A 26779-nucleotide genomic window follows, 5' to 3' on the forward strand; every position below is an offset into this window, starting at 1 on the left:
TCCTTACAGCGCGCAGGACACGCAGCCTTCAATTTCAGTGCCTTCCAGCGCAAGCTGGCGCAGGCGAATGTAGTAGAGCGTCTTGATGCCCTTCTTCCAGGCATAAATCTGCGCTTTGTTGATATCGCGCGTGGTGGCGGTGTCCGGGAAAAAGAGCGTCAGCGACAACCCCTGATCCACGTGTTTTGTCGCCTCAGCGTAGGTATCGATGATCTTCTCCGGGCCGATTTCGTAGGCGTCCTGATAGAGCGCAAGATTCTCGTTGGTCATAAACGGGGCAGGGTAGTAAACGCGCCCGGTTTTGCCTTCCTTACGGATCTCAATTTTCGACACAATCGGGTGGATGCTCGACGTGGCGTGGTTGATGTACGAGATAGACCCCGTCGGCGGCACCGCCTGCAAATTCTGGTTATAGATACCGTGGTGCATCACATCGTCACGCAGTTGCTGCCACATCTCGTGCGTAGGAAGCGTTATCCCCGCGCGGGTAAACAGCGCCCGCACTTTCTCTGTTTTCGGCGTCCAGCTGCCTTCGAGATACTGACTGAAGTACTCGCCGCTGGCATAGCGCGACAGTTCAAAACCTGCGAAGCGCTGGTTGCGCTCGCGTGCCAGCTGCATCGAGGTATGCAGCGCATGCCAGGTGATGGTGTAGAAATAGAGGTTGGTGAAATCCAGCCCTTCGGGGCTACCGTAAGCGATACCTTCCCGCGCCAGGTAGCCATGAAGGTTCATCTGCCCCAGACCAATGGCGTGCGACGCGGCGTTACCCGCTTCAACGGACGGCACACTGCGAATGTGGCTCATGTCCGACACTGCCGTCAGCCCGCGAATGGCGGTTTCCACCGTGCGACCAAAATCCGGTGAATCCATTGTGTGGGCAATGTTCAGCGACCCGAGGTTGCAGGAGATATCTTTACCGATGCCCGCATAGTCCAGGTTTTCATCATAGGTGGACGCGCTGTTGACCTGCAAAATTTCCGAGCACAGGTTGCTCATATTAATGCGCCCGGCAATCGGATTTGCGCGGTTTACCGTGTCTTCGTACATGATGTAGGGATAGCCGGATTCAAACTGAATTTCCGCCAGCCGCAGGAAGAAGTCGCGGGCGTTGATGGTCGTTTTGCGGATGCGGTCATCGGCAACCAGCTCATCGTAAAGCTCGCTTATCGCCACATCGCCAAAGGCTTTGCCGTAAATGCGTTCAATGTCATACGGCGAGAAGAGTGCCATGTCCGCATTCTCTTTCGCGAGCGTAAAGGTGACATCCGGGATCACGACACCCAGTGACAGGGTTTTGATACGGATTTTTTCGTCGGCGTTTTCGCGTTTGGTATCCAGAAAACGCAGAATGTCCGGATGATGCGCATGCAGATAGACCGCCCCCGCGCCCTGACGTGCGCCAAGCTGGTTGGCATAGGAGAAGGCATCTTCCAGCATTTTCATCACCGGGATGACGCCGGAGGACTGGTTTTCAATGCGCTTAATTGGCGCACCCGCTTCGCGCAGGTTAGAGAGCAAAAACGCCACGCCGCCACCGCGTTTAGACAGCTGCAGCGCCGAGTTCACCGCGCGGCCAATTGACTCCATATTGTCTTCGATACGCAGCAGGAAGCAGGAAACAAGCTCGCCGCGCTGGGCTTTGCCGCAGTTGAGGAAGGTCGGTGTGGCGGGCTGGAAACGACCTGACAGGATCTCATCCGTTAAACGTTCTGCCAGCGCTTCATCACCCTGAGCCAGCGTGAGCGCCACCATCACCACGCGATCCTCAAAACTCTCGAGATAGCGTTTGCCGTCGAAGGTTTTCAGGGTATAGCTGGTGTAGTACTTCCATGCACCCAGGAACGTCTGGAAACGAAAACCGCTGGCATGGGCCTTCTCAAACAGCATCACCACAAAGGCGCGGTCATAGCGGGCGAGTACCCGCTCTTCGTAATACCCCTCTTTGACCAGGTAGTCGAGACGTTCATTTGGGTTTGCAAACGTCACGCTGTTTGGGCGGACATGGGCGGCAAAAAAGGCGTCCACCGCATCATGGTCTTTGCCAAACTGGATACGGCCATCGCGATCGTAGAGGTTAAGCATCGCGTTTAGTGCGTGGTAATCCGGTATCGCCTGAATTACGCGTTCTGCGGTTGTCGTTGCCAAAATTCGTTTACTCCTTTACGCACGTTCTCTACGTCCTGCTGTGTCCCCATCAGTTCAAAACGATAGAGATACGGCACGCCGCATTTTTGAGAGATAACATCCCCGGCGCGGGCAAATGCCTCACCGAAATTGCGATTACCTGCCGCAATAACGCCGCGAATAAGCTGTCGGTTGTGGGGATCGTTCAGAAAGCGGATCACCTGACGCGGTACCGTGCCTGCCGTACCTCCGCCGCCATAGCTGGGAACCACCAGAATGTAAGGTTCCTCTACCTGGATCCGCTCGCGTTCGTTGAGCGGAATACGTATCGCTGGCAGCCCGACGCGCTCAATAAAGCGGAGCGTGTTTTCCGAGCTGCTGGAGAAGTAGACCAGCCTGCTCATGCACGGGTGGCCAGGCGATTAATCATATCCGGACGAAAGCCAGACCAGCTGGTTTCTCCGGTGACGACGACCGGGAGCTGGCGGAAACCTTGCGCGCGCAGGGTATCGGCGGCATCCGGGACCAGATCGATATTCACCATCTCGAACGCCACGCCGCGGTTTTCCATTGCGCGTTTGGTTGCGTGGCACTGAACACAATTGCTACGAGTGTAAATAACAATGCTCATGATTCGTATTTCCATTTAAAATGAGAAAACGGCGCGAGTCATCGCGTCAGGTTGTGTGTGTTGCGCTAAAGGAATACTAGATGTAGATGTTGTGATTTTCAACCACACAATATATGGGATGTTTGGCGTGTTATTGCCCCGGTGATGAGCACAGCGGGGCAGGGCAGACGTATCGCGACAGGTTTTTACTTACGCAGGCTGAGCAGAGCCCCTACGACGATGCCGACGGCGGCGACCGTGCCCAGGGCACAGAGTGGTCTCTCACGGACGAAGGTATTTGCACAACTCGCCGCGTCACAGGCTGCCTGCGTCGCACGATGACGGCCATGCATTCTGGCGCGGGTTTCACGCAACAGAGACTGAGCCTTACGTTTTACGGCATCCGTTTCGTCCTTTGCATCAGAACCCCAGGATTTCAGTACTTCTTCCAGCGCGTCTGCTAATTGGCTGACATCATTACGAATATCCTGGGTGTCGTGGTTAATATCATTCCGGTTCGGTCTGTTAAACATACGATCCTCCGTAATTTTACCTTCGCATTGAGTTTAGCCCAGAATTTTAATATCTGAAGCGAGTCACGACTTATCCGGCAGTTTATGGAATATTCTGAAAGCCCTGCTAATGCTGAATACGGTAAGGTTGCCCGGCAGGAAAAAATAACGAGGAAGAGATATGTATTTACGACCCGATGAGGTGGCGCGCGTTCTTGAAAAAGCGGGATTCATCATGGACGAAGTGACACCAAAAGCCTATGGATATCGCCGTGGTGAGAATTATGTTTATGTTAACCGTGAAGCGAGAATGGGGCGTACGGCTCTCATTATTCATCCGACGCTGAAAGACAGAAGCCAGTCATTTGCTGAGCCTGCCTCGGATATTAAAACCTGCGATCATTATCAGCAATTCCCCCTCTATTTAGGTGGGGAAACGCATGAACATTATGGTATTCCGCATGGTTTCAGTTCGCGTATGGCGCTGGAACGGTTCCTGAAGGGACTGTTTGGCGAAGTACAATAGGTCTGCGACTGGCATACGCCAGTCGCTCCTGATCACGCTTTTGCCTGGTCGTACTGGCTGACTTTAAACAGGCGACGACAGTAGTCGAGAAAATAGCCATACACCGCGCCCATCAACATTGAAATCACAATGTTCGAGCTCACCGCAGCGGCAATTTGATGCCAGTCTGCGCCAACCGTGAGCAAAATCGCCACGTAGACCGGAGACTGGAAAGTGACATATGCCAGTACGTCTGCCAGATTTTTCACCCAGCCTGCCGGGCTCATACGACGGGCGAAACGCATCACCGCATCGCGGTATAATCCGTAAGGCCATGCAATAAGGATGTTTACCGGGATCGCCACCAGACGAGAAGAAAGCGACTGCTCGAAGGACATTCCGGAGAGGAATATTTCAATCAGCATGTTCACGACGGAGCAGTAGACAACCATCGCGACGGTATCCGCTACCGCATGGCGCAGGCGAGATTGCGGTGAGAACATGTCTGAACTCCTTGAGAAGAACACGATAGTAACGTTTTACCCGAAGCTTTTAGTGCTTTAGGTTGCTTTGTTTGGTGTGTATAGCGTATATCTCTGGTTTGAAACTAACAATTAGTGATTAATTTTTATTTATTACCGTTTTGTCCACAAAACTCTCTAAAATCGATTGATTTTTAATCGCCTCGTTATTTTCTTTTTCTTTATTGTTTTTGTTGTTTAAAATCATGTTGTTGTGATCTGTTTGCATGATTCTCCCTCCCGGATTAACCATGTTATCAGCATGGTATTTCTTGTTTTGAGCAAAAAACATTCGCTTCATGATAATTGTTCTTCATTTTTTGATTTTGCAGATAAAAATGCTGATTTTGTTCAGTCTGTTTTATTCTTCTGTGTTGCATTTTTATGCATTCGCTCATCGTGCAGCGTTATATCCCCCCATGCTTTATCCAGAATTAGAGCAATATTAAGTTTAAATATTTCAAACTATTTACAGCAATGGCTGAGAAATTAGATGGGTAGATATTGAAGGGGAAATGAATTATTCTGTTCTTTGATTTCTCGACTTACCACAAAAAAGGTTTTCAATTAATATGTCTTTGACGTTACAGAATCTAAATAATATCCGTACACTGCGTGCAATGGCGCGTGAATTATCCCTGGATGTTCTTGAAGAAATGCTGGAAAAAGTCAGGATCGTTGCGGAAGAGAAACGTAGCGAGCAGGAAGAGTTCGAGCAACAACGCGCTGAACAGCAGGATAAAATTAATGCTTTGCTGGAACAGATGAAAGCTGATGGTATTTCACCTTCCGATCTGCTCGGTTCTCAACTGGCTCAGACGGGCAATCCGGCGAAAAAACGCAAAGCGCGTGAAGCAAAATATCGCTTTATTGACGTGAACGGTGAAGAGAAAACGTGGACCGGTCAGGGCCGCACGCCGAAACCAATCGCCAGCGCACTGGCAAACGGTAAATCACTGGATGAATTTCTGATTTAATCCGTGGGCCGGGCGGAAGACTCCGCCCGGTTGCATATTTAGCAGACGCCGAAATCACCGTCTTCGGTGTACAGGGCAACATCTGCGGAGCTCAGCGTGAATTTCTCACCCTGCTCATTGCTGGCCTGCACTGCCACAATACTCTCGCCGTTCACTTCGAGAATTTTCAGTTTCGGGCCGCCTTTACGCGGTTGCACATAATCACCGACAGAAAACATAGTACCTCCTCATCGTTATCGTGTTCTCCACCTTAGCCCACGTCTGGCACTGGGTACAGCCTATTCTGCCGGGGTACTGCTTACGAGGTACGTCGGTTCCACGGCATCACTTTCAGCAGACGCGCCATTCCACAAAAACCGGTTACACCGGCAAACAGCAGCCCGGCACCCACAAAACCACTGAGCAGGAAAAAGCCGCTGGAAATGCTGTAACCAAGCACGACGCCGCAGAGAATCAACAGCCCGGCGGCAATTTGCACCTGCCGCATCAGCGGGAGCGGCTGCGATTTGTCTTCAATGGTCTGCAGCCCGGCCAGTTTCCAGCCCTGAATACCGCCTTCGACCACGTAGGCCTGAGCAGGGGATGCGACCTGCGCCAGACGGGCGGCATTGTCTGATGTCCGTGCGCCAGACTGGCAGTGAAAAATTACCGTTTCACCAGGTTGTGTCTTCAGCCCGCCAGGCAAGGTTTCCAGCGGAACCGACTGTGCGACTGGAATATGCTCGCGGGCGTATTCGTCGGCATCACGAATATCAATCAGTTTTGCGCCGACATTGACGAGCGCATTCGCCTTTTGTGGAGAAATAAGAGGAAGAGACATGGCGGCTCCTTATGGACAATAAAGGGTTTTCAGGGTGCTGATGAGCTGATTCACCGCATCGTTTTTAATGAAATAAAGAATGCGCTGCGCCTCGCGGGTGCTATCGATAAGACCCTCTTCACGCATACGTGCAAGATGTTGAGATGTGGCGGAGGCGCTTAACCCCGTGGCACGAGCCAGTTCCCCCGCGCTGGTACCGGGAGCACCGCACAGCATGCACAGGATTAATAACCTGCGCGGGTTACTCATGGCTTTTAACAGCGCTGCGGCTTGTGCTGCGCTGGCCTGAAGTTGTTCGAGTTCGTTCATATTAGTTTAGTATTTTCTTAATTAAGGTAATGCTAAACTAATGACGCGAACTTAGCCAGTGCCAAAAGTGTAAAGAAAGGAATAAACCATCAGCTGGGCACGCCAGCGCTGAAGGCCAAACTGATCATCAGCGCCGGAAGTGACTCAATAACCTACTTTATACACCCGTCCGCTTTGTACCCCTTCCACACTGCGGCGGTAGGCCAGGGCAACGGTGGCGGCAGGAACACTTTCAAAGCCGGGGAAGAATCCATCATACGCTTCGGCGGATTCCGTCAGTACCGTTGGGCTGATCAGGTTGATGCGAATGCCGCGCGGCAGTTCACAAGCCGCAGCACGGACAAACCCTTCCAGCGCGGCGTTCACCGTAGTGGCATTGACGCCCTGCGCAATGGGTTCGTGCGCCACAATCCCGCTAATCAGGGTAATCGAGCCACCTTCGTTCAGATAGTGCTGTCCGGTCAGCGCCAGACGCACTTGTCCGAGCAGCTTATCCTGTAAGCCCTGGTTGAAGTTGCTGTCTTTCATGGTGGCGAGTGGGCCAAAGAACAGACCGCCGCTGGCCGAGACAATGGCATCCACCGGACCGATTTTTTCGAACAGCGCCTGCACACTTTCCTGAGAGGTAATATCGACCTGATGATCGCCCTGAGTACGACCCACGCGGACAACCTCGTGGCGACGACCCAGCTCTTCCGTTACTGCACGACCCACCGTACCGCTGGCACCAATAATTACGATTTTCATAGCAGACTCCTTATGTTGTGAGCCTTCATTCTTTAATAAATCAAAAGTCAGATAAACTGGGCTAAAGTTAGATGATTGCTAATCAGGGGTTTGTAATATGGATAAGCTTCGCAGTATGGAGACGTTCATTGCCGTGGTTGAAAGTGGGAGTTTTACCGGCGCGGCGTCACGGCTTGAGATGTCGGCGGTGATGGTGGGGAAGTACATTGCGTTGCTGGAGTCTCAGTTTGGTACGCGCCTGCTGGAGCGTAATACGCGTCGTCAGAGCCTGACAGATGCCGGGCGTGTCTATTTTGAAGAGGCAAAGCGGGTACTGGAGCAGGTTGCTATTGCCGAAAATGCGGTTGAGCGGCTACGCGCGACTCCCGCCGGAACCTTGCGCGTCACGGCTCCCACCTCGTTTGGCGGATGCGTGATTGCGCCACTCACCGCCACGTTTTTGCAGCGCTACCCGGAAGTTCGCGTGGAGCTGGATCTTACTAACCGGAAAGTGGATCTGGTGGATGAAGGTGTTGATCTGGCTATTCGTATTGGTGACATTCACAACGACGATCTGGTGGCGAAATTTCTTTGCCCGTACCGGATGGTGATTTGCGCCGCTCCGGACTATTTAGCACGCTACGGCACGCCGCAAACGCCTGCCGATCTGGTGGATCATCTGTGCCTGTCACATACGGTCTGGACTGCGCGCAACGAGTGGCGGCTGCCGGGTGTGGAAGGGGAGGTACGCTGGAAGCGGGATGCGATCCTGCGCTGTAACGATGGCTACGGTCTACGCATGGCGGCAAAAGCCGGGGCGGGATTATTACTGCAACCGGAAGTGCTGGTGGCAGAAGAGCTGGCAAGCGGCAGGCTGGTGCGGGTGCTGGAAAACAACACCCCGGAGCCGAGGCCGGTGCATCTGTTGTGGCGGCAGGATCTCAGACCGTTACCCAAGCTCACTGAATTTATCGCGCATATTATGCAGGCGGTGCGCGACCCGGCAGATCCATAAAAGTAATTATCAAAATCGCAGACATGTGCTACTAAGATTAGGCACATCATAAAAAAGAGAAGGTAACGAGAGAATGTCTGTGAGTAAACTCGCCAGCAGTGCGCAGGGCCTGCAATCATCTGCCATCCGTGAATTATTAAAACATAGCAAAATGGCAGGCGTCATTTCGCTGGGAGGCGGTATTCCTAATCCGGCACTTTTCGATCATGAAGGCCTGAAAATTGCTGCAGATGCCGTGTTATCCCAGCATTTTGGCGAGGCGTTTCAGTATGGTCTGACGGAGGGTGTTCCGGGGCTGCGCGAGGGTATTCAGCAGATCTGTGCGGGTCGTGGTATTCAATGCAAGGCCGACGATGTGGTCATTACGTCCGGTTCGCAACAATCTCTGGATGTGCTGGCGCGCGCATTAATTAATCCTGGTGATATCGTCGTTGTAGAACGTCCTACTTATCTGGCCGCATTGCAGGTATTTGGTCTGGCACAGGCGAAATTTGAATCTGTGGGGACTGACGGCGAAGGGATGATTGTCGACGAGCTGGAAACGCTGGTGGCAAATAAAACGATTAAAGCGGTTTATATTGTCCCGACGTTTGGCAACCCGGGCGGGGTAACGCTTTCCGAAGAACGCCGCAAACAGCTGGTGGAATTATCGAAGCGTTATGATTTCGTCATTATCGAAGACGATCCCTACAGTGAAATAAATTACACCGATGAAGTCTTCCGCCCGTTAATTGCGCATGCCAGGGCCATCGGTAATGAAGACAATGTGGTTTACACCTCGACCTTTTCTAAAATTCTCGCACCGGGAACCCGGGTGGGCTGGGTGATTGTACCGGAGTGGCTGAAAAGAGCCGTGGTGAATCTGAAACAAACGACCGATCTGCACACCAGCACACTGTCGCAGCTGATGACGTATGAATATCTGAAAACCGGCCGTCTGGCTGACCAGATTAAAATGATCCGCGAAGCCTACCGTCAGAAATACCAGACATTCGCACGTGAGCTGGAAGCCGAGCTGGGTGATGTGATGTCATTCCATAAGCCAAAGGGCGGGATGTTCCTGTGGGCCAAAATGAACAATGGCATTAATACCACCCGCTGGCTGGAAAAGACGTTAAGCAACGGCGTGGTTTTTGTGCCGGGTGAATTCTTCTACTGCAATGAGCCAGATCACACGACGTTGCGTATGTCGTTTGTCACGCCAACGGATGAACAACTGAAAGAGGCGGTGAGACGCCTGAAGATCTCACTGTAAACCGGCCTGCGCATAATGGCAGTTACGCTGTTATGCGCAATACTTATCGAATTCCTGATTTCTCGTCACCAGCGCGGTGAACCACATGGCTGAATTCATTACGGGTGTTGTGAGCCACACGCCCATCTGGGTGTGGGTGCTTTTTGTCTTTCTGATTTCCCGCGGTGTCAAAGCCCGCAAACCCGCCACGGTTACCCTGGAAAAGCTTGCCATCATTCCGTCGATTTTTCTGATCTGGGATATTTACGATCTGGTGATTTACCGCCAGCTTAGTGTCGCCACCATCGCTCTGTGGATGGCGGGTATTCTGGCGGGAGCTGCGACAGGGTACGTCCTGATTAAACCGACGGCGATCAACCGCGCCGCTGCACCGCGCAGTATTTTCCGTCAGGCTGATTACACGGCACTGCCGTTTATGATGCTGGCGTTTCTGGTGAAATATGTGCTGGGCGTGATGAGCGCCATTTCACCGCAAACTTTACAACAGCCCGCCATGAGCGCATTTGCGATTGTCTCCGGCGGAGTTTTTGCAGGGGTGTTTATCGGTAAATTTACCCGCTATGTCGGTGTCTATTTTACAGCACAACCGCAGGAAACAGAGTAATGACAGCAACCCTTTTGTCACACCGCTAAGCCTGCCGTCCTGATGAACGGTCAGGCGACATCCGGCTGGCCAGACTTTTTCTTTGCCAGGATCTCCGCAACGCACTTGATACGGCCTAACTCTTCCTGCGTCCGTGAGTTGGTCTGCACTTCCCAGATGTCTACGTTCAGCTGCAGGTTCAGCCAGAATTCGATGGTGGTATCAAAGGCTTTAGCCAGTCTGATAGCCATATCGGCAGTCAGCTTACGGTTATTATTCACCAGCGCACTGATGGTGTTGCGGTGCACATTCAGCATGTCCGCGAGATCGCTGATTTTCAGATTGAGCGGTTCAAGATACTCATACTGCAACACATCACCCGGCGTGGTGGGTTTGCGAAGTGCCTGTTGGAGTGCCATAAGTCATGCCTCATTTGTATAGCGTGTATTTATGGGGTGAAAGATAGAGATCGTCTGCTTTACCCTCTACCCACCTGAATACCAGCCTGTATTGCCTGTTAACGCGAATTGAGGAAAACCCCTTTAGTGGAGGATTCAATGTTTCGTACATATTGCCTGGTGGCGATCGCAGATCCCGGTGAGATGTTGCTGCATTGATAATATCCAGCTTTCTCGCCAGAGCTGCTTCAAGGCCAGAAGGGATCACATTGCTCGATTTCCCATAAAGAAAAAAATCCTCAAGCCATTGATCGCGAAAATGATTAATCATAATGCTTGTTAGCTCCGCTCCATGAAGCTGAGTGAATTTTATTGCACTTCTGCACTGTGCGCAAGTGCATTTTTTTGGTGCTGTATGTTGTGGATGGAGAGCAGTGATACGCCTCTCTGAAGCGCTTTGTAAGGGGGATGGGCAGAATAAGTTGAGTTTGCGAGATGGCTTCAGGGAAAATGTATGGCGTTGCACAAACGGTATCCCTCTCCCCTGAAAGGAGAGGGCGTCGTATTATCTACTCTCTCACCATCGTGCGGATAACCGGCAATGCTTACCGTTCCCTCAGCGCTTCTTTTGCCCGGTTAAACGGCTTAATCATATAATCCAGCACCGTTTTCTCTCCGGTTTTGATATCCACTGTCGCAATCATCCCCGGTACAATCGAAAAGTGTCTCCCCGCTTTATTCGTCAGATAGTCCTGGCTGGTTCGGATAAACACCCGGTAATAGAACACCTCTGGTTTGGCTTCGTCCTGAATGGTGTCCGGCGAAATGGTTTCAACTACCCCGTGAAGCCCGCCGTAAATCGCGTAGTCATAGGCCGTGATCTTGACCAATGCTTCCTGGTTAGGATGGATAAAGGCGATATCACGCGGCGACAGACGGGTTTCAATCAGCAGGTGATCGTCCACGGGAACAATCTCCATCAGCACGCCGTTAGGTGGGATCACACCGCCGATGGTGGTGACTTTGATGTTTTTGACGATCCCACGCACCGGGGATTTTACCGTCAGGCGTGCGACGGAATCCTCACGCCCTTTCAGGACGGCAGTGACCATATCCACTTCTGCGTTGGCTTTGGATAGCGCCTCGCGTGCCTGAACGTAATACTGCGAACGTACGTCGGTGAGTTTCAGTTCCAGATCGCTTTTTTGCCGCTGCAAGCGCAGGGCTTCCACGTGACTCGCTGCCCCGGTTTTAACCAGGCGCTGGGTGATCGCCAGCTCTTTGTTGGCGAGATCTAATGCGGCACGCAGCTCGCGTTGCGTGTCTTCCAGCTGAGCACGTCGCGAGTTATACAGCCGGGTTTCGGTGGCTGTCAGCTCCGTCCATTTTGCCAGTGAGGGGGGAAATTTCAGCGGGAGATCGTTGACCTCGGCATACAGACGCGCGCTGGAAGCCAGCGACGCGCGGTAGCGTGCGGCACTCTCGCCGGCGTTTGATTCTGAGCGCGTCGGATCAAGCCGCGCCAGTACTTGTCCGGCCTGCACCTGGTCACCCTCGTGAACGTTGAGTTCGGTGAGGATCCCGCCGTCCAGCGATTGTAAAACCTGTTCGCGCGAGCTGGGGATCACTTTCCCGGTGCCGGTCGAAACCTCATCCAGAATGCCGTACCACGCCCAGACGCCAGTGACGATAAACAGCAGCAGGGTTAACGACACAATACGGCGCGCGCCGGAATAACCGCTTTCAGAATCAAGTGAGTTATCCAGATCGTCCATCGCGGCGGCATCATGCTGACTGATTTTCATTTTTCCACTCCCGTCCGTTTGCCTGTTGTTGCATGCGGCTGCTGTTGAGCGCCTGCGCTTTTGGAGCGTCCATCACCAGCATGCCTTCTTTCAGCACAACGACGCGTTCTACCAGTTCCAGTACCGGAACGCGGTGGGTTGCCACAACCAGCGTGCGGTTACCCAGCCATGCGCCAAGGCGCTGAATAAATTCGCGCTCGGTGTGTTCATCCAGCGACGCAGTAGGTTCATCCAGAAGTACGATATTGGGATCGCGCAGGAGCATGCGTGCCAGCAGAATGGACTGTCGCTGGCCGCCGGAAAGCCCCACGCCGTTCTCCATAATCGGGTAATCCAGCCCCTTTGGCAGTTTCTGCACAAAACTTGCCGCGCCGCACATCTCCAGTACGGTGAAGATCTCTTCATCGCTGGCGTGTGGCAGACCCAGGGTGATGTTCTCGCGCAGGGTGCCGTGGAACAGCCGTGCATTCTGGGTCATCAGGCCGACGTTGCGTCGCAGATCCGCCACGTCCAGATGCGGCAGGCTCAGGTTGTCCAGCCGTAGTTCACCGCTCGCCAAATCCATACCGCCCGCCATTGCCTGAAGCAACGTCGATTTCCCCGCCCCGTTGCGGCCAAGTATGGCCACACTCTCTCCGGGGTTGATCTCCAGTCGGTTGATCCGCAAAGCCATACGCGGATCTTCCGGGTGGTAGCGAAACTGTGCCTGGTCAAAAAGATAATGTCCGCGCAGCACATCCTGGCGAATGGGCGTCTCTTCCCGCTGGTTCTCGGTGGGCAGTTGCATAATGCTGTCCAGACCTTCTTTTGCCGCTTTCACTTGCTGCCAGCGCGCCAGTACGCCACACAGGGTAGCCATCGGGGCGATCATCCGTGACGCCAGCATCGACGCGGCGACCACGGAACCGGTTGTTAACGTACCTTCAATCACCATCGGTGCGCCGACCACAATGACGCCAGCGTAGACCAGGCTCTGAATGGTCATTCCCCAGTTGATCAGCGCCTGGCTCAGCTCGCGGGTGCGCAGGCCGGATTCGGCGGTGATCTGGATGTAACTGTTCCACTGTTGCAGGAAGCGGTTTTCCGCCTGCATAAGCTTGATGTCTTCCAGCCCCTGCACGCTCTCTACCAGCACCGCGTTGCGCAGGGTGGACTCATGGGCAGACTGCTTCGCCAGCGTGGCCAGTTTTGTCTGCAACAGCAGACCTGGAAGTACCATAACCACGGCAGCGACGGGGGCGATCCACGCCAGCTGCGGGGCGATGATCGCCAGTACCACCACAAACAGCAAAAAGAACGGCAGATCGACGATGGTCGAAATGGTCGATGACGTCACCATCTCGCGGATCTGCTCCAGCTCGCGCAGCTGCGAAATAAAGCTGCCGGTTGAGCGTGGAACGGCGCTGTTACGTAGCCGAAGGGCGTGGCCGAATACCCGGTCGGAAACGCGCAGGTCGGCGCGTTTTCCCAGCAGATCCATGATGTGCCCGCGGGCAAGGCGCAGCACGAAGCCAAACAGCGTGGCGATCAGTACGCCAATCGTCAGCACGTAGAGGGTGGGATAGGACTGGGCGGGGATCACCCGGTCATAAACCTGCATGGAAAAAACCACCCCGGAGAGTGACAGAACGTTGATAAACAGTGCCGCCAGCATCACCCACGTGTAGGGGCGTAAATCGCGCATCACCAGCCGGTAGAGCCAGTCCGGGCGGTACTTCGAAATGTAGGCGTCAACGCGGCTGTCCTTCAGGGCAGCCAGCGGGCGCAGGGCGACCACGTGACGAATGTTGGGCAGCAGCGCTGTCAGGGAAAGGCGGTTGGTTTGCGCGGTGTCGCCGACAAAACAGATCTCCAGTGTATCTTCACCATCGTAGTGTTCGATAACGCCAATCTGGCCTTCAGCGAGTTCCACCGCCACGGGCAGACGCCAGCTGTTGAGGCTATCTTGTGTGGTTTCCAGGGGCTGGAACGACAGCCCTGCTTCCCGCGCCAGCTGAGTGAGTGCTGGCACCATTGGTTTGCCGCATAGCCAGGGGGCGCTGGCCATCAATGCGCCGGGGGAACAGGCCACACGGTAATGGTCGGCGACATAGCCAAAGGCCTGCGCCCACTGCGCCAGCGCCTGCCCGGTCAATACATCATCCTGCGGAATGTCGGTGTGTTTCATGGCTGGATCTCCACAGACTGAATGGTGCGGTTATCGAGGCTGAATGCATGGCGGATGCGGCCCGTGTTATACAGGCAGTTAAGCTGAAGCTGGTGCAGTTGCCCGAGGGTTTGTTGTTGGGTAAAGCGTGCCTGATACACCTCCTGCTCGGCGTTCAGTACGTCAAGCAGCGGACGTGAACCAAGATCCAGGTATTGTTGCTGGTACAGCTCGCGCGTGCGGATATTGAGCGACTCCTGGCGGGACTGAATTTGCAGGGTACTCAACAGGCTCATCACCTGGCTACGGGATTCCAGTAGCTTTTGCCGCACGTCAAGGCGCGTGCGCTGGATGGTAGATTGCGCCGCTTCCACCGCGTGTCCGGCTGCGTTACGCCGTGCGGTCAACCCGCCGCCCTGATAGAGGGGCATCTGTACCTTGACCCAGGCAGAGTACTGGGTGCGATCCTGTGAGCCGTGTCCCGCATAATTGTCATTCAGATAGTGGCGCACTTCGGGTTCGAGCGAGATGGTTGGCGTCATCTGGGCATTGGCGTTATCCAGATTCGCCTGCGCGACACCGGCCTGTGCCCATGCGGCAAGCACCGATGGCACCAGCCGATCGTCAGGCTCGGCGATGTCACAGCTGCGCTTCAGGCTGTCGGGGAAGTCGTTGCTGATGGCGCTAAGGCTGTTCCACCCCAGGTCGCTCATCAGCGTGGCGCGTGAACTGTCAAGATTGGCCTGGTACTGCATCAGCTGGGCGCGCGCACCTTCGATGCGGGCATCGGTCTGGACGACGTCAGAGAGCGAGGTGGCCCCTTCGTCATTGCGCTGTCGCGTCAGTTTACCAATGGCGTTAAGGGCATCAAGCTGCTCTCTGGCCGTTTCGACCATCTGTTGCCAGGTCTGAACCTGCACCATTGCGGTGGCGGTATCATGGGCGATGGTATCAATGCTGACCAGCACGTTGGCCTGCTGTTGGGCGACACCCGCGTTCTCGGCGCGAACCTGGCTTGCCACTTTGCCGAAGTCGTAAAGCATTTGCGAGAGGGATAACACCAGAGAAGGCGTAAAGCCGGAATCCCCGCCATTGTGGGTATAGCCGTTGTCCATACCGGCGTTAACCTGCGGATAATACTTCGATTTGGCGACGTCGACCTGTTCAGATTGCTCGTAGAGTTTTCCTACTGCCTCACTAATTGCCGGGTGCCAGCTCACGGCGCGTGTGACGGCATCGTCCAGCATCAGTACGCCCGGGGGAGTTTTACTGGCCGGGAGCGCAACGCGTCCTTCCAGAGCGGGTAACTCTTGTTCCTCGCTGAGTTGTTGGGGATTGATCACCACTGCAGCATGTACAGTGGTGGATATGGCGATCAGGCAGCACGAAAGCCACCAGCGAGGCATTCTTTTTCTCATGTCTTGTCCCTAATAAAAGAGTACTGCTTTATTGTCTTTATGCCCGGGCGACGAGCGCCCGGGGTATTTTTTGTTGTCAGGTAATAATGTTGTGGTGCTGATTCACAAGCTCGTCATAGCTGGTCTGAACGTTATCCAGAGTGACCAGGGTTGTGTTGGCGTAGGTGCTTCCCGCACCGTCGCGGTCGATGGAAATCACGGTATTACTTCCGCTGGTCGTGACGTGCAGGTAGTTACCGAGCGTTGAAGACTGACCGTTCCAGCCGACCAGCAGATCGCTGATGTCGATCTTATCGCCCTGCGAGACGGAGAAGTTCGTCCAGTGGTCTCCCGTGCCATTACCGCCCGTAGCGGCTCCTACAGTGGTATCGAGCACGTGATAAATCAGCGTGTCGCCATAGACGCTTCCCGTCAGGGTGTCGTTATGGTTGGTGCTGATCATCTGCGGCGACAGGTTGATGGTCAGCGAAGCGCTGTCCGTTTGCCCGTTGGCTGCGGTGAGGGTGTAGTTAAAGACCTCCTTGCTGGTCATGGTCGCCAGCGAAATACCGCTGTTCAGCGTGTAGGTGTAACTACCGTCGACGCCAACAGAGAGGGTGCCGTAATGTCCCACAACGGTTGCTGTGGCGTTGCTGGTGGTATACGGGTCGAGCGTACTGACATGGCCGTCATAACCGGTGATGCTCAGGCGCGTATCCACCGACGCCAGCTGATCCAGCGCCCCTTGTGAGTCTGTCCCGTCGAAGATGTTGCCGATGACGGAATGGCCTGAGGTGGTTTCGTCGTTATTCAGGAACACTGAGGTACCCGTGACGCTCGGGGTGATCGTGATACCACCGATGCTCAGTGGCCCGGCCGTACCGGTGAAGCTCAGGGTGTAGGTACCGGCATCCAGATCCAGGCTGCTCAGGTTGATGGTGGTAGAGCCTCCGGTAAACGAGTCAGAAATGATGGGGGTGGATGCACCCTGCAGGGTGATAGACCAGCTCACGGCCAGCCCACCCAGCGGCAGCAGGGAAGAGATATTAAAATGCAGCACGATGTCGTGCAGGGCGGTGTTCTGATCGACGATAAAGGTTCCGCTGCCGGTTCCGCTGGTGGATTTCAACAGGGCTGTCGTCCAGTTGGTGCTCCCGACGGACGTATCGCTCCAGGCCACGGTATGTTGCACGGTGTCGAACGTCATCACCTTGCTGACATCGTTGATGGCGTCCAGCGCGTGTGGCGTTGGGGTGATGTTGAGCGAGGCGCTGTCCTTATGGCCGGTTGAATCCGTGAGGGTATACACGAAGGTATCCGGCGTGCTGATTTTATCCGCCCCGACGCCGCTGTTCAGGGTATAGGTGTAGTTCCCCTGTGCGTCGATCGACAGTGTGCCGTACAACCCCTGAATGGTGGTCAGACCGGAGGCGTTGACGTGTACGCCGTTCACATCGGTGACGGTGGCGGTGACGCTGGTCGGCAGAATGTCATCGGCCATGACGTTACCGGTAGTGCTACCGCCAGTACTGGAGACGGCGTAAACGTGATCTTCAAGCACGTTCAGGGTGTAGCCGGTCAGGGCGGTGATGCCGGATGCCGTGTTGAGCAGGAACAGATACTGACCCGCCGGGAGATCCACGGTCAGCTTCCCGGAGGCTCCCCCCAGCAGCGGCGCAGTCAGCCAGCTTTTTTCATACCGGTATTGCTGGTAGGTCTGGGTCGCGGTATTGAATTTGTAGACGTAAAGGTCGAACACTGAGCCAATGGCCACGCCACCCACGCTCGCCTGCAGCGTCATGGTGCGGGTGGTACCCTGATCGACGTTATAGATGATTGGATTGCTGAGGTCGCTCAGTACATCAAGCGTCAGCACATTTCCCAGACCGATACCCACCACGGTAAAGCCACCCTGCGACGATGTACCGTTGTCGACAGCATGAACACTGGTATCGAAGGTAAAGGTCGAAGAGTCATCCACGGCGATGGCGTGGGTGTTTTGCACACTGCTGCCCAGCGTGATCACCAGCTGGGCACTGGCCGTTACGCCGTTGTGCATAATGGTATAGGTGAAGTTCTCCGTACGACCATAGGCGGTCGCGCTGGTGGTGGTTAGCGTGTAGGTGTAAGTCCCGTCGGCGCTAATGGTGAGATCGCCATACTGCCCGTGAACCACGGTGCTGCCCGTTGCGTTGATGGCCGTCGCCTGACCCAGAGCATTGGTCACCTGCGTGAGCAGCGTGCCGGCTGGTGCATTATCGCTGCCTGCACTGGCGTCCACATCGGTGATCACGTTTCCACTGACGTTGAGGTTAGTGCCAACAATAGTGCCCGCGCTGGTCTGGCTGACATCGACATCCAGACTACTGTAAGAGCCGGTTGCCAGCAGGCTGGTGTTGTAGGTCAGCACCCGATACTGACCCTCTGCCAGCCCGGTCAGGTTCAGGGAAACGCCGCTGGCCCCGATGGTTAACAGGTTCAGGGTACTGTTGTTCCCGGTGTCCACCACGGTTGTCCAGACATTGTTGGTCGCATCCCAGTGCTGCACCACAAGCTGCATACTGTTGAGCAAACCGAGCACCACCCCTGTCCCGTAGGCATTGATGGTGATATCCGCTGACGCACCGTTGTCGACGTTGAAGGTCACCTGCGCACTGTTGTTCCCCAGCAGCGAGAGAACGTTGCCCACCGCACCAACCAGCAGGACACCGTAATCACTGTATTGTGCGTCAGTGACGGTGGCTGTGGTGGTGAAGTTCAGTTCATCAACGTTGTTCGCGGCAGAGAGCGGCAGATTGGGTGCCAGCACCTGACCCGGCAGAGACATATTCCCCGCAGTATCGGTCGCCGTCAGCGTCAACGTACCGCCATCAGTCTGTTTGTTAACAAAGGTCAGCGAGTAGCTGCCGCTGGCATTGGCCGTTGCGGTGTACGTTGTGCCATCGGGCAGGCGGATCGTCACGGTACTTCCCGCCTCTGCCTGGCCGGTGAGCACGCTGCCATCTGCGTTGAACTGACCCGTAGGGGCATTCGGCGCGGTGGTGTCGACGATCACGGTCATTGCGGCTGAGACAGGACCCGTCCCGGAGCCGTTGGTTGCGGTCGCGGTAAAGGCGTGACTGCCTTCCCCCATCGCTGGCGTGGTGAAGCTCCAGTTGCCGCTGCCATCGGCAAGGGTTGTGCCGATTAATACTCCGTTATTGTAAAGGGTGACGGTGGAACCGGGCTGTGCGGTACCTGCCAGCGTTGGCGTGGTGTCGTCAGTAGTTTGCCCGTTAGACAGCGTGCCTTTCAGGGTGCCGACATCGTCGCTCACGGTGGCAATCACCGGCGCATTTGGCAGGGTGGTAAACGGCGCGGTGATGCTGGCGGAAGCCCCCAGGTTACCGGCTTTATCGGTTGCATACGCGGTCAATGTTTCGCCGTTGGTCTGCGCAGGTGAGAGGGCCACGCTGAAATGACCGCTTCCGTCCACCGTCGCTGTACCGAGCACCGTGCCACCGCTGGCGGTGATGGTGACGGTACTGCCCGCTTCTGCTGTCCCGGTCACAAGGGTTCCCACATTCACGACTGCAAGTGCGCCCGGGGCGAGCGGGGCGACGGTATCGACCACGATGGCGCTGATGGTTGAGGCGGCGCTGGTATTGCCTACCGCATCGGTCGCGGTCACGCTGAAGTTATGTTGTCCGTCACTGAGTGCTCCGGTGGTGAACGTCCAGTTGCCGCTGCCATCGGCAGTGACCTGGCCAATTTGTGTGGCTCCGTCGTAGATACGTACTACGGCGTTGGCTTCAGCCGTACCGTGAAGCTCTGGCGTGTTGTCGTTGGTGGGGACTGAACTGGTAACTGGACCGGTCAGGGTACCCACATTATCAAGAATGCTGGTGATAGCGGGTGTGTTCGGCGCGGTGGCATCCACCACGATGTTAAACACGCTGGAGTCTGCGCTTGGGTTGCCCACCGCGTCACTGGCGGTGGCCTTCAGGGCATGAGGGCCGTCGCTCAGTGCTGTTGCAGGGGTAAAGCTCCAGCTGCCATTGGTAGCAACCACGCTACCGAGGAGCGTGGTGCCGTCATAAATGCGAACTAACGAACCGGCAACCGCTGTTCCTGACAGCGTTGGCAGATTGTCGTTAGTGGCCTGGCCGTTGGTCAGCGGGCCGGATATTGACCCAACATCATCCACCACCGCGGTGATAACGGGGGGAGCCGGTGGGGTGGTGCTAATTGTCAGCGTGAACGGTGTGGAGGGATCGCTGAGGTTTCCTGCGGCATCACTCGCCCGCACGGTAAAGCTGTGCGTTGTCTCGCTCAGGTTAGACGAGACCTGATACGTCCAGTTACCGCTGGCATTGGCGGTGGTGGTTCCCAGCAATGTGAGACCATCATAAACGTTGATTGTCGCCAGCGGTTCACTGGTGCCTTTCAGCAACGGACTGGTGTCGTCAGTAGATTGGCCGTTGCTCAGCGTTCCCTGAACGGTGCCGACATCGTCCACCGCCTGGGTGATAAGCGGCACGGACGGTTTTGTGGTATCGACGACTACCGTGAACGGTGTCGATGCCGGGCCAACGTTGCCTGCTGCATCGGTGGCGGTAAAGGTAAATCCGTGGCTACCTTCGCTCAGTGCTGGCGGCGTATATGTCCAGGCACCCGTGCCATCGGCTGCGATTTGAGTAAGCAGTGTACCGTTATCGTAAACACTGATCAGCGCGTTCGGCTCGGTTGACCCGGTAAAGGATGGCGTGGTGTCATCCGTGGATTGCCCGCTGCTGAGCGGCGTTTGCTTCGTGCCCACATCGTCGGCAACGGAGATAACAAGCGGAGCCACCGGCGCGACCGTATCAACGGTAAACGTGAGCGTCGGGTTGACGAGGCTGCTGTTTCCGGCCGGATCGGTGGCCGAAATCACCAGATTATGCGTACCTTCTGACAGCGCTGTGGCCGGGGTGAATGTCCAGGTGCCACCGGCCGTCACGACGGCGGTGCCTATCTCCGTACCCCCATCGGTAATGTGGATGGTGGTGCCTGCTTCGCCCGTACCACTGAGGGTTGGTTTGCTGTCGTTGGTGGTTCCCCCCGCGCCGATTTGCCCGGTTACCGGGCCAACATCATCCAGCACGCCAGTAACCACCGGGTTAGCTGGTGGGGTTGCATCAACGGTTATGGCAAAGGCTGGCGTGGTTGTTGAAGTATTGCCCGCGTTATCGCTGGCGTAGACGCGCAGGTTATGTACACCCTCGCCAAGCGGTACTGTGGGTGTAAAGCTCCAGGTTCCGTTCGTGACAATCGCGGTGCCAACGGGTGAGCCATTATCCAGAATATGGATGGTGGTGCCGTTAACCCCTGTACCGCTGAGCGTCGGCGAGCTGTCGTTGGTGAGCTGGCCGTTGGTCAGGTTCCCCGTACCGGACGGGAAATTGTCATACACGGTATCCAGCGTTGGCTGTGCCGGTGGTGTGGTGACAATGGTCACGCTGTAGTCATCTGAGACGACACTTTGATTACCGACGCTATCGGTGGCGACTACCGTGAAATCATGCGTGCCGTCATTCAGCGCTTTTGTCGGTGTAAAGGTCCAGGTACCGCCAGCGCCTGCCGTCACTGTTCCTATTTCAACGCCATTATCGCGAATGGATACGGTACTGCCCGCTTCGGCGTGGCCTGAAAGGGTCGGTGTGGTGTCGTTTGTGGCGGTATTTTTGTCTACGTTTCCGGTCAGCAGTGGGACATCGTCTGTAACGGTATCAATACCAGGCTTTGCGGGCGGGGTGGTATCCACCACCACCACGAACGCTTCAGACGGTACGCTGGGGATGTTAGTGATATCGGTGACGGTAATCGTCAGGCTATGGCTTCCGTCAGAGAGTGCGCCTGGGGTATAGCTCCATTTACCGTCAGCACCGGCGACCACGTCGGCAAGTTTCGTCAGTCCATCATAGATGGTGACGGTGTTATTCGCACCGGCTGTGCCGCTCAGGGTTGGCGTGTTGTCGTTGGTGGTCTGGCCGTTTGTCAGCGGGCCGGTATATGGAGCCACATCATCCGTCACCGCGCCGATCACCGGCGTACCTGGGGTCAAAAGGTTGATGGTGACACTCGCCTGGTCGGAGGAGGCACTGGTGTTCGCCCCCAGCGTGGCGGTGGCGGTAAAACTGTGCGCCAGCGGAGTCAGCGGCACGATGAGCTGGAAACTCCAGTTGGTTTCACCTGGCAGCAGCGTGATGGTCGTCAGGAGTATGCCATCCTGGTAGAGGTTAACCGTACTGCCTGCCTGAGCCGTGCCGCTGATGGTCGGGAGGGGATCGTCAGAGATGCCGCCTTTAACGTTCCCCTGAATCAGCCCCACATCATCGAGAATGGCATCAATCACCGGTGGCTGCACGGTACCCGTCACCGTCCAGGACGTCGCGTTACTGGTATTTCCGGCGCTATCTTCGGCGGTGATACTCAGGTTATTTCCTGACGCCTGTGGTGAAGAGAGCGTGACAGTGAAGTGGTTATTAACATCCGCAGTTCCGGTGCCAATCAGCGTGTTGCTGGCATCACGTACTTCCACGGTGGAGCCTGCTTCCGCCGTCCCTGAGAGGATGGTGCCTTGTCCGTTGATGCTCAGCCCGGAAGGCTGATCTGGTGCAACGGTATCCACATTAACGGTGATGGTTGGGCTTTCTGTACTGATGTTGCCTGCTTCATCCTTCGCCGTGGTGCTGAAGGTGTGGTTGCCCTGGCTTAGCGCAGTGGATGGCTGGAAACTCCAGTGACCGGTCGGGTCGACCGTTACGCTGCCCAGCACACTTTTGGTGCCATTGACGTTGTCATACAGGGTGATCACCGCACCGGGTTCACCGGAACCGCTTAATACCGGGCGGCCGTCGTTTGTTGAGCCGTTGTTGCTGACCGGGCCGGTGTGGGCATCCACGTTGTCGGTGACCACCGGAGCCGCAGGTGTGGCTGGCGCACTGGTATCAATGATAATGGTTGCAGCCTGCGACGCGGCGCTTTCGTTGCCCGCACCATCTTTGTCCGTGGCTGTAAGACTGATGTCGTAGGTGCCGTTAGGCAGTGGAGGATTAGGCGTCCAGCTCCAGTGACCCGTGCCATCTACCGTTGTGGTACCCAGCGGAGTGCTACCGTTATAAATGGTGATCACATCACCCACATTACCGCTGCCGCTAAGCGTTGGGGTGGTATCCCGCGTGGGTTGTCCTGGAGACAGAATGACGTCCACACCGTCCGGGTTGACGGTGACTACCGGTGTTGACGGGGCTGTTGGGGCAACGGTGTCGACTTCCACGACAAAAGGAGCGGAGGTGGCGGTATTGCCCGCAGCGTTAATGGCAACGGCAGTGATGTTGTGCGTGCCATCGGCTAACGGGATGCCTGGCGTGAAACTCCAGTGTCCGGAAAGATCGACGGTGGCATTGCCCAGCAGCGTATTACCATCATAAATGGCAATGGTATTGCCTGCAGTGGTTGTGCCCTCCAGCAGAGGCCGGTTGTCATCGGTTGGCTTACTGCTGGTCACCGTGCCCTGAGTGCTGCCAACGTCATCGGTAACCGAATCAATGGTCGGGACCCCAGGTGCGGTGGTGGAGAGATTCACCTGGAAGACAGAGGTCGGGTTGCTATGGTTACCGGCTGCATCCACGGCGACAAACGTCAGGTTGTGTGTGCCGTTGCTCAGCCCGCTGGCAGGCGTCCATGTCCAGACGCCATTCGCGTCGATATTTGCCGTACCAATGACGTTCCCCCCCTCCATGACGTTGAGGGTCGCCCCCGCTTCGCCAGTACCGCTAAAGGTTGGGGTGCTGTCGTTGGTCACCTGGCCGCTGGTGATGGGGCCGGTATTTTCTGCAACATCATCCAGCACATTTTTCAGTACGGGGGTATCGGGGAGGGTGGTATCGACAGTGACATTCCAGGCCGCAGAAATGCTACTTGCCTGACCTTTCCCATCCACCGCCTGTGCGGTAATAACGTTCCCGCCTTCAGACAGTGGTGCGTTTGCCGGGAATGACCAGCTGCCATCTGGCTGGATCACCACCGTGCCTATCAGCGTGTTGTTGCTGTAAAGACTGAGCGTAGTACCCGCTTCACCTTTGCCGTAAATCGTTGGGTGGTTGTCGTTCGTCAGGCCGCCGTTGCTGATATTGCCGGTAAAGTCGGCCACATTATCAACAACACCCAGAATTTCAGGTGGTTGCGCCGGCGTGGTGTCGGGCGCGAGTAGGGTTCCTGGCGTGCTGGTATTCCCGGCCTCATCGGTAGCGGTGGCGGAAAGGGTTTCGCCATTGCGCTGGGATGGGGTGAGCGTAACCGTGAAATTACCCTGATCGTTCGTCACCGCCGTGCCGACAACGGTGGTGCCGTTGCTGATGGTGATGGTGCTACCGGCTTCGGCTTTACCGGTCAGCGTACCGCCGTCGACGGTGATGGCGAGATTGGTTGGTGCGCCCGGTGCGGTGGTATCCGGGGCGATAGCCAGCGCGGGCTGGCTGGTATTGCTCGCGCCGTCGGTGGCCGTCACGTCCAGCACTTCGCCGTTTTTCTGTGGCGTTGAGAGGGTGACATCGAAATGACCGCTGCCATCTGCCTGACCAGTGCCAATGATGGAGCCTTGCTCGTCCTTCACGGTGACGGTACTGCCAGGCTCTGCTTTCCCGGTGACATGATCGCCATCGTGGTTGACCACGACATTTGTTGGAATGGCCGGAGGCGTGGTATCCGGAGCCGTCAGGCTGGCGGGTGGGCTGGTGTTGCTTGCGGCATCGGTGGCGGTCGCTGAAAGGGTTTCACCATTAAGCTGGGCGGGGTGCAGTTGCACCGTGAAATTGCCCTGAGCGTCCGTCACCGCCGTGCCAACAGTGGTCGTGCCGTTGCTGATGATGATGCTGCTACCGGCTTCGGCTTTACCGGTCAGCGTGCTGCCGTCGGCGGTGATGGCAAGATCGGTTGGTGCGCCTGGTGCAGTGGTGTCCGGGGCGATAGCCAGCGCGGGCTGGCTGGTATTGTTTGCACCGTCGGTAGCCGTCACGTCCAGCACTTCACCGTTTTTCTGCGGTGGTGAGAGGGTAACATCGAAATTACCGCTGCCATCTGCCTGACCTGTACCGATGAGGGTGCCTTGCTCATTTTTTACGGTGACGGTACTGCCAGGTTCTGCTTTCCCGGTAACATGATCGCCATCGTGATTGACCGCAACCCCCGTCGGAATGGCCGGAGGTGTGGTATCCGGAGCCGTCAGACTGGCGGGCGGGCTGGTGTTACTTGCGGCATCGGTGGCGGTGGCTGAAAGGGTTTCACCATTCAACTGGGCAGGGTTGAGCGGTACCGTGAAATTGCCCTGGGCGTCCGCCACCGCCGTACCAACAATGGTGGTGCCGTTGCTGACGATGATAGTACTGCCCGCTTCGGCTTTACCTGTCAGCGCGCCGCCGTCGGGGGTGATGGCGAGATCGGTTGGTGCGCCCGGGGGCGTGTTATCAACAATAAAGTCCAGTGGTCTGGAGATGCCGCTGGTGTTCCCGGCCGGATCGGTTTCCGTGATCGTCAGGGAGTGTGTACCTTCGGTCAGTGTGGAACCGGGGGTAAAATGCCAGTTTCCGTTACTGTCGACGTTGGCTTCGCCAATTTTCACCCCTTGATCGTAGAGGGTGATGGTATCGCCAGGCTCACCTTTTCCGGAAATCTCAGGTGTACCGGTATGGGTATAGTGACCGCTCTGAATTTGTGTCGCCGTCGCACCGTTGCGCTCAGTTGCGTTCAGGAGCGTGGGTGTGTCCGGCGGTGTGGTGTCCACAACCACGGCAAATGAAGAAGATCCCGGGCCAGTGTTCCCGGCAGCGTCGGTGGCTTGGGTGGTGATGTTATGTGTACCTTCGCTTAAATCTGTCGACGGGGTAAAACTCCATTTGCCGTCACTGCCTGCCGCTACGCTACCGATGGCTGTCCCGTTGTCGTAAACCGTTACCGTTGATCCGGCCTCTGCTGTTCCGCTAAAGGTTGGGCGGGAGTCATCGGTGCTTTGACCACTGGTGAGTGCGCCCTGGACTGTACCGACATTGTCCGTTACGCCGGAAATAGCAGGTGCAACGGGAGCTGTTTTATCCGGGGACGGAGGGTCTGCGGGATCCGCCGGGTCGCTACTTCCGCTGTTGCTATGTCCACTGCCACTGCCACTGCCACTGCCACCGCCACCGCCACCGGCAGCCAGCGCTATGCCTCCGGCTGCCGCAACGCCGCCCAGAACCCAGGGCCAGATTGCACCACCGGTGGTTGATTCACCGCCTGCAGCGGCCAGCAAAACGTCCGTTGAGGCAATGGATTCATAATGCGCGGCTGCTGCAGTGGGGTCTTCAATCCACCACAATGCGCCGTTGTCATCTTCCAGTACCAGCTGACTAAGACCCTGTGCATCCGTGACGTAGAAATTCTTGATGACGATGGTTTCACCAGAATGCAGGGTGAGCACCAGATCGTTGTTATTTCTGGCAAAATGCTGAATATCGGCGCGCTCCAGGTGAAGCTTAACGATAGAGGAATGATTCAGCGAGACCTGAGTCCCTTCCGTGGTCGTTTTCACGCCAGTCAGTTTTGAGATAACAGATATTTGGCTCATGAGGTTACGGCTCCTGGTGGTGATGCTATTTTGATGAGTAACACGATGATGATTTCTTCAGTGCGAACGAAGCCCGCCAGAATAAAAATTGGCTATACGCGTCCGATATCTATTATTTCCTTCAGATAATATTAAGTTGTTTTTTTCTTCTTTATATAAATCCCTTTAATTCGTGGTGTTATTATTTTTTGTTCGTCTAAAAATGATATAGCTATAAAAATTCAATTACGCAAACCTGATGGAGAGAATAAATATTAATGCAGCAGAGAGGTGGTTTTTTCGTGTGTATGGCTTTTAACGCCAGGCGTGGTGCGGGGTTGAAGGGGGTTGGTTCGTGGCGGAGAGAGGTTAATTTGCGATAGGGAGTATTTTCTGGTGATGTTAATTTAATTTATTTACACGATCATTTATTGCGGCTTAACCTCCATTTAAGCCGCAATAAATGGAGCGTG

21 protein-coding genes are annotated in these 26779 nt (G+C 55.6%); 5 read left to right on the forward strand and 16 right to left on the reverse strand.

What is annotated here, in order from left to right; genetic code table 11:
- Window positions 1-3: 3 nt before the first annotated feature.
- From nrdE to ACHHZ6_RS10950, 4 genes are all read right to left on the reverse strand, one after another.
- A complete protein-coding gene (gene nrdE, locus ACHHZ6_RS10935) occupies window positions 4-2148 on the reverse strand; it encodes a class 1b ribonucleoside-diphosphate reductase subunit alpha (protein WP_395122209.1) in 2145 nt (714 codons plus the stop codon).
- The gene (gene nrdI / locus ACHHZ6_RS10940; RefSeq protein ID WP_182272395.1) at window positions 2121-2531 is read right to left on the reverse strand and encodes a class Ib ribonucleoside-diphosphate reductase assembly flavoprotein NrdI; all 411 of its coding nucleotides are present in this window, start codon (window positions 2529-2531) and stop codon (window positions 2121-2123) included. The genes nrdE and nrdI overlap by 28 nt, the downstream gene beginning before the upstream one ends.
- Entirely contained in the window at window positions 2528-2758 is a 231-nt protein-coding gene (gene nrdH, locus ACHHZ6_RS10945; protein WP_182272394.1) for a glutaredoxin-like protein NrdH, read from the reverse strand. The genes nrdI and nrdH overlap by 4 nt, the downstream gene beginning before the upstream one ends.
- Window positions 2759-2943: 185 nt before the next feature.
- Window positions 2944-3270, reverse strand: coding sequence for a DUF883 domain-containing protein (locus tag ACHHZ6_RS10950; protein ID WP_182272393.1), 327 nt, complete (start codon window positions 3268-3270; stop codon window positions 2944-2946).
- Window positions 3271-3430: 160 nt separating this feature from the next.
- On the opposite strand from ACHHZ6_RS10950, the gene ACHHZ6_RS10955 reads away from it, so the two are divergent.
- A complete protein-coding gene (locus tag ACHHZ6_RS10955) occupies window positions 3431-3775 on the forward strand; it encodes a DUF2002 family protein (protein ID WP_182272392.1) in 345 nt (114 codons plus the stop codon).
- Window positions 3776-3807: 32 nt separating this feature from the next.
- Here the strand turns inward: ACHHZ6_RS10955 and alaE are convergent, their stop codons facing one another.
- The gene (alaE, locus tag ACHHZ6_RS10960; RefSeq protein WP_182272391.1) at window positions 3808-4257 is read right to left on the reverse strand and encodes an L-alanine exporter AlaE; all 450 of its coding nucleotides are present in this window, start codon (window positions 4255-4257) and stop codon (window positions 3808-3810) included.
- A gap of 118 nt (window positions 4258-4375) precedes the next feature.
- The gene (locus ACHHZ6_RS10965; protein WP_395122210.1) at window positions 4376-4576 is read right to left on the reverse strand and encodes a hypothetical protein; all 201 of its coding nucleotides are present in this window, start codon (window positions 4574-4576) and stop codon (window positions 4376-4378) included.
- Between the two features lie 271 nt (window positions 4577-4847).
- Between ACHHZ6_RS10965 and stpA the strand changes: the two genes are divergently transcribed.
- Window positions 4848-5252, forward strand: coding sequence for a DNA-binding protein StpA (gene stpA / locus ACHHZ6_RS10970; protein WP_182272389.1), 405 nt, complete (start codon window positions 4848-4850; stop codon window positions 5250-5252).
- Between the two features lie 38 nt (window positions 5253-5290).
- Here the strand turns inward: stpA and ACHHZ6_RS10975 are convergent, their stop codons facing one another.
- The 4 genes from ACHHZ6_RS10975 to ACHHZ6_RS10990 form a co-directional block, all read right to left on the reverse strand.
- Window positions 5291-5470, reverse strand: coding sequence for a hypothetical protein (locus ACHHZ6_RS10975; RefSeq protein ID WP_182272388.1), 180 nt, complete (start codon window positions 5468-5470; stop codon window positions 5291-5293).
- A gap of 80 nt (window positions 5471-5550) precedes the next feature.
- On the reverse strand, window positions 5551-6072 hold the full coding sequence (locus ACHHZ6_RS10980) for a rhodanese family protein (RefSeq protein WP_395122211.1): 522 nt from the start codon (window positions 6070-6072) through the stop codon (window positions 5551-5553).
- A 9-nt stretch (window positions 6073-6081) separates the two neighbouring features.
- Complete coding sequence (locus ACHHZ6_RS10985) at window positions 6082-6381, reverse strand: helix-turn-helix transcriptional regulator (RefSeq protein WP_182272386.1); 300 nt, start codon at window positions 6379-6381, stop codon at window positions 6082-6084.
- A gap of 144 nt (window positions 6382-6525) precedes the next feature.
- The gene (locus ACHHZ6_RS10990; protein WP_182272385.1) at window positions 6526-7128 is read right to left on the reverse strand and encodes a short chain dehydrogenase; all 603 of its coding nucleotides are present in this window, start codon (window positions 7126-7128) and stop codon (window positions 6526-6528) included.
- Between the two features lie 97 nt (window positions 7129-7225).
- Here ACHHZ6_RS10990 and ACHHZ6_RS10995 point away from each other — a divergent pair, with 97 nt between their 5' ends.
- The 3 genes from ACHHZ6_RS10995 (at window position 7226) to ACHHZ6_RS11005 (ending at window position 9981) form a co-directional block, all read left to right on the forward strand.
- Window positions 7226-8122: a LysR family transcriptional regulator gene (locus ACHHZ6_RS10995; RefSeq protein ID WP_182918821.1), complete on the forward strand. Its 897-nt coding sequence runs from the start codon at window positions 7226-7228 to the stop codon at window positions 8120-8122.
- 73 nt (window positions 8123-8195) lie between these two features.
- The gene (locus ACHHZ6_RS11000; protein WP_395122212.1) at window positions 8196-9377 is read left to right on the forward strand and encodes a PLP-dependent aminotransferase family protein; all 1182 of its coding nucleotides are present in this window, start codon (window positions 8196-8198) and stop codon (window positions 9375-9377) included.
- A 76-nt stretch (window positions 9378-9453) separates the two neighbouring features.
- Window positions 9454-9981, forward strand: coding sequence for a DUF6622 family protein (locus ACHHZ6_RS11005; protein ID WP_395122213.1), 528 nt, complete (start codon window positions 9454-9456; stop codon window positions 9979-9981).
- 50 nt (window positions 9982-10031) lie between these two features.
- Here the strand turns inward: ACHHZ6_RS11005 and ACHHZ6_RS11010 are convergent, their stop codons facing one another.
- The 6 genes from ACHHZ6_RS11010 to ACHHZ6_RS11035 form a co-directional block, all read right to left on the reverse strand.
- Entirely contained in the window at window positions 10032-10379 is a 348-nt protein-coding gene (locus ACHHZ6_RS11010) for a HigA family addiction module antitoxin (RefSeq protein WP_182272381.1), read from the reverse strand.
- A gap of 10 nt (window positions 10380-10389) precedes the next feature.
- A complete protein-coding gene (locus tag ACHHZ6_RS11015) occupies window positions 10390-10689 on the reverse strand; it encodes a type II toxin-antitoxin system RelE/ParE family toxin (protein WP_182272380.1) in 300 nt (99 codons plus the stop codon).
- A 274-nt stretch (window positions 10690-10963) separates the two neighbouring features.
- Window positions 10964-12133: an HlyD family efflux transporter periplasmic adaptor subunit gene (locus ACHHZ6_RS11020; protein WP_182274564.1), complete on the reverse strand. Its 1170-nt coding sequence runs from the start codon at window positions 12131-12133 to the stop codon at window positions 10964-10966.
- A gap of 10 nt (window positions 12134-12143) precedes the next feature.
- Window positions 12144-14330 carry a type I secretion system permease/ATPase gene (locus tag ACHHZ6_RS11025; RefSeq protein ID WP_395122214.1) on the reverse strand — a complete coding sequence of 729 codons (2187 nt, stop codon included), beginning with the start codon at window positions 14328-14330 and terminating at the stop codon, window positions 12144-12146.
- Window positions 14327-15727 carry a TolC family outer membrane protein gene (locus ACHHZ6_RS11030; RefSeq protein ID WP_395122215.1) on the reverse strand — a complete coding sequence of 467 codons (1401 nt, stop codon included), beginning with the start codon at window positions 15725-15727 and terminating at the stop codon, window positions 14327-14329. The genes ACHHZ6_RS11025 and ACHHZ6_RS11030 overlap by 4 nt, the downstream gene beginning before the upstream one ends.
- Before the next feature lie 76 nt (window positions 15728-15803).
- Window positions 15804-26327 carry a BapA/Bap/LapF family large adhesin gene (locus tag ACHHZ6_RS11035; protein WP_395122216.1) on the reverse strand — a complete coding sequence of 3508 codons (10524 nt, stop codon included), beginning with the start codon at window positions 26325-26327 and terminating at the stop codon, window positions 15804-15806.
- Window positions 26328-26779: the final 452 nt, after the last annotated feature.

Origin of the sequence: Enterobacter cloacae complex sp. 2024EL-00214, from assembly GCF_043945575.1 — a bacterium.
Classification (GTDB): Bacteria; Pseudomonadota; Gammaproteobacteria; order Enterobacterales; family Enterobacteriaceae; genus Enterobacter; species Enterobacter cloacae_P.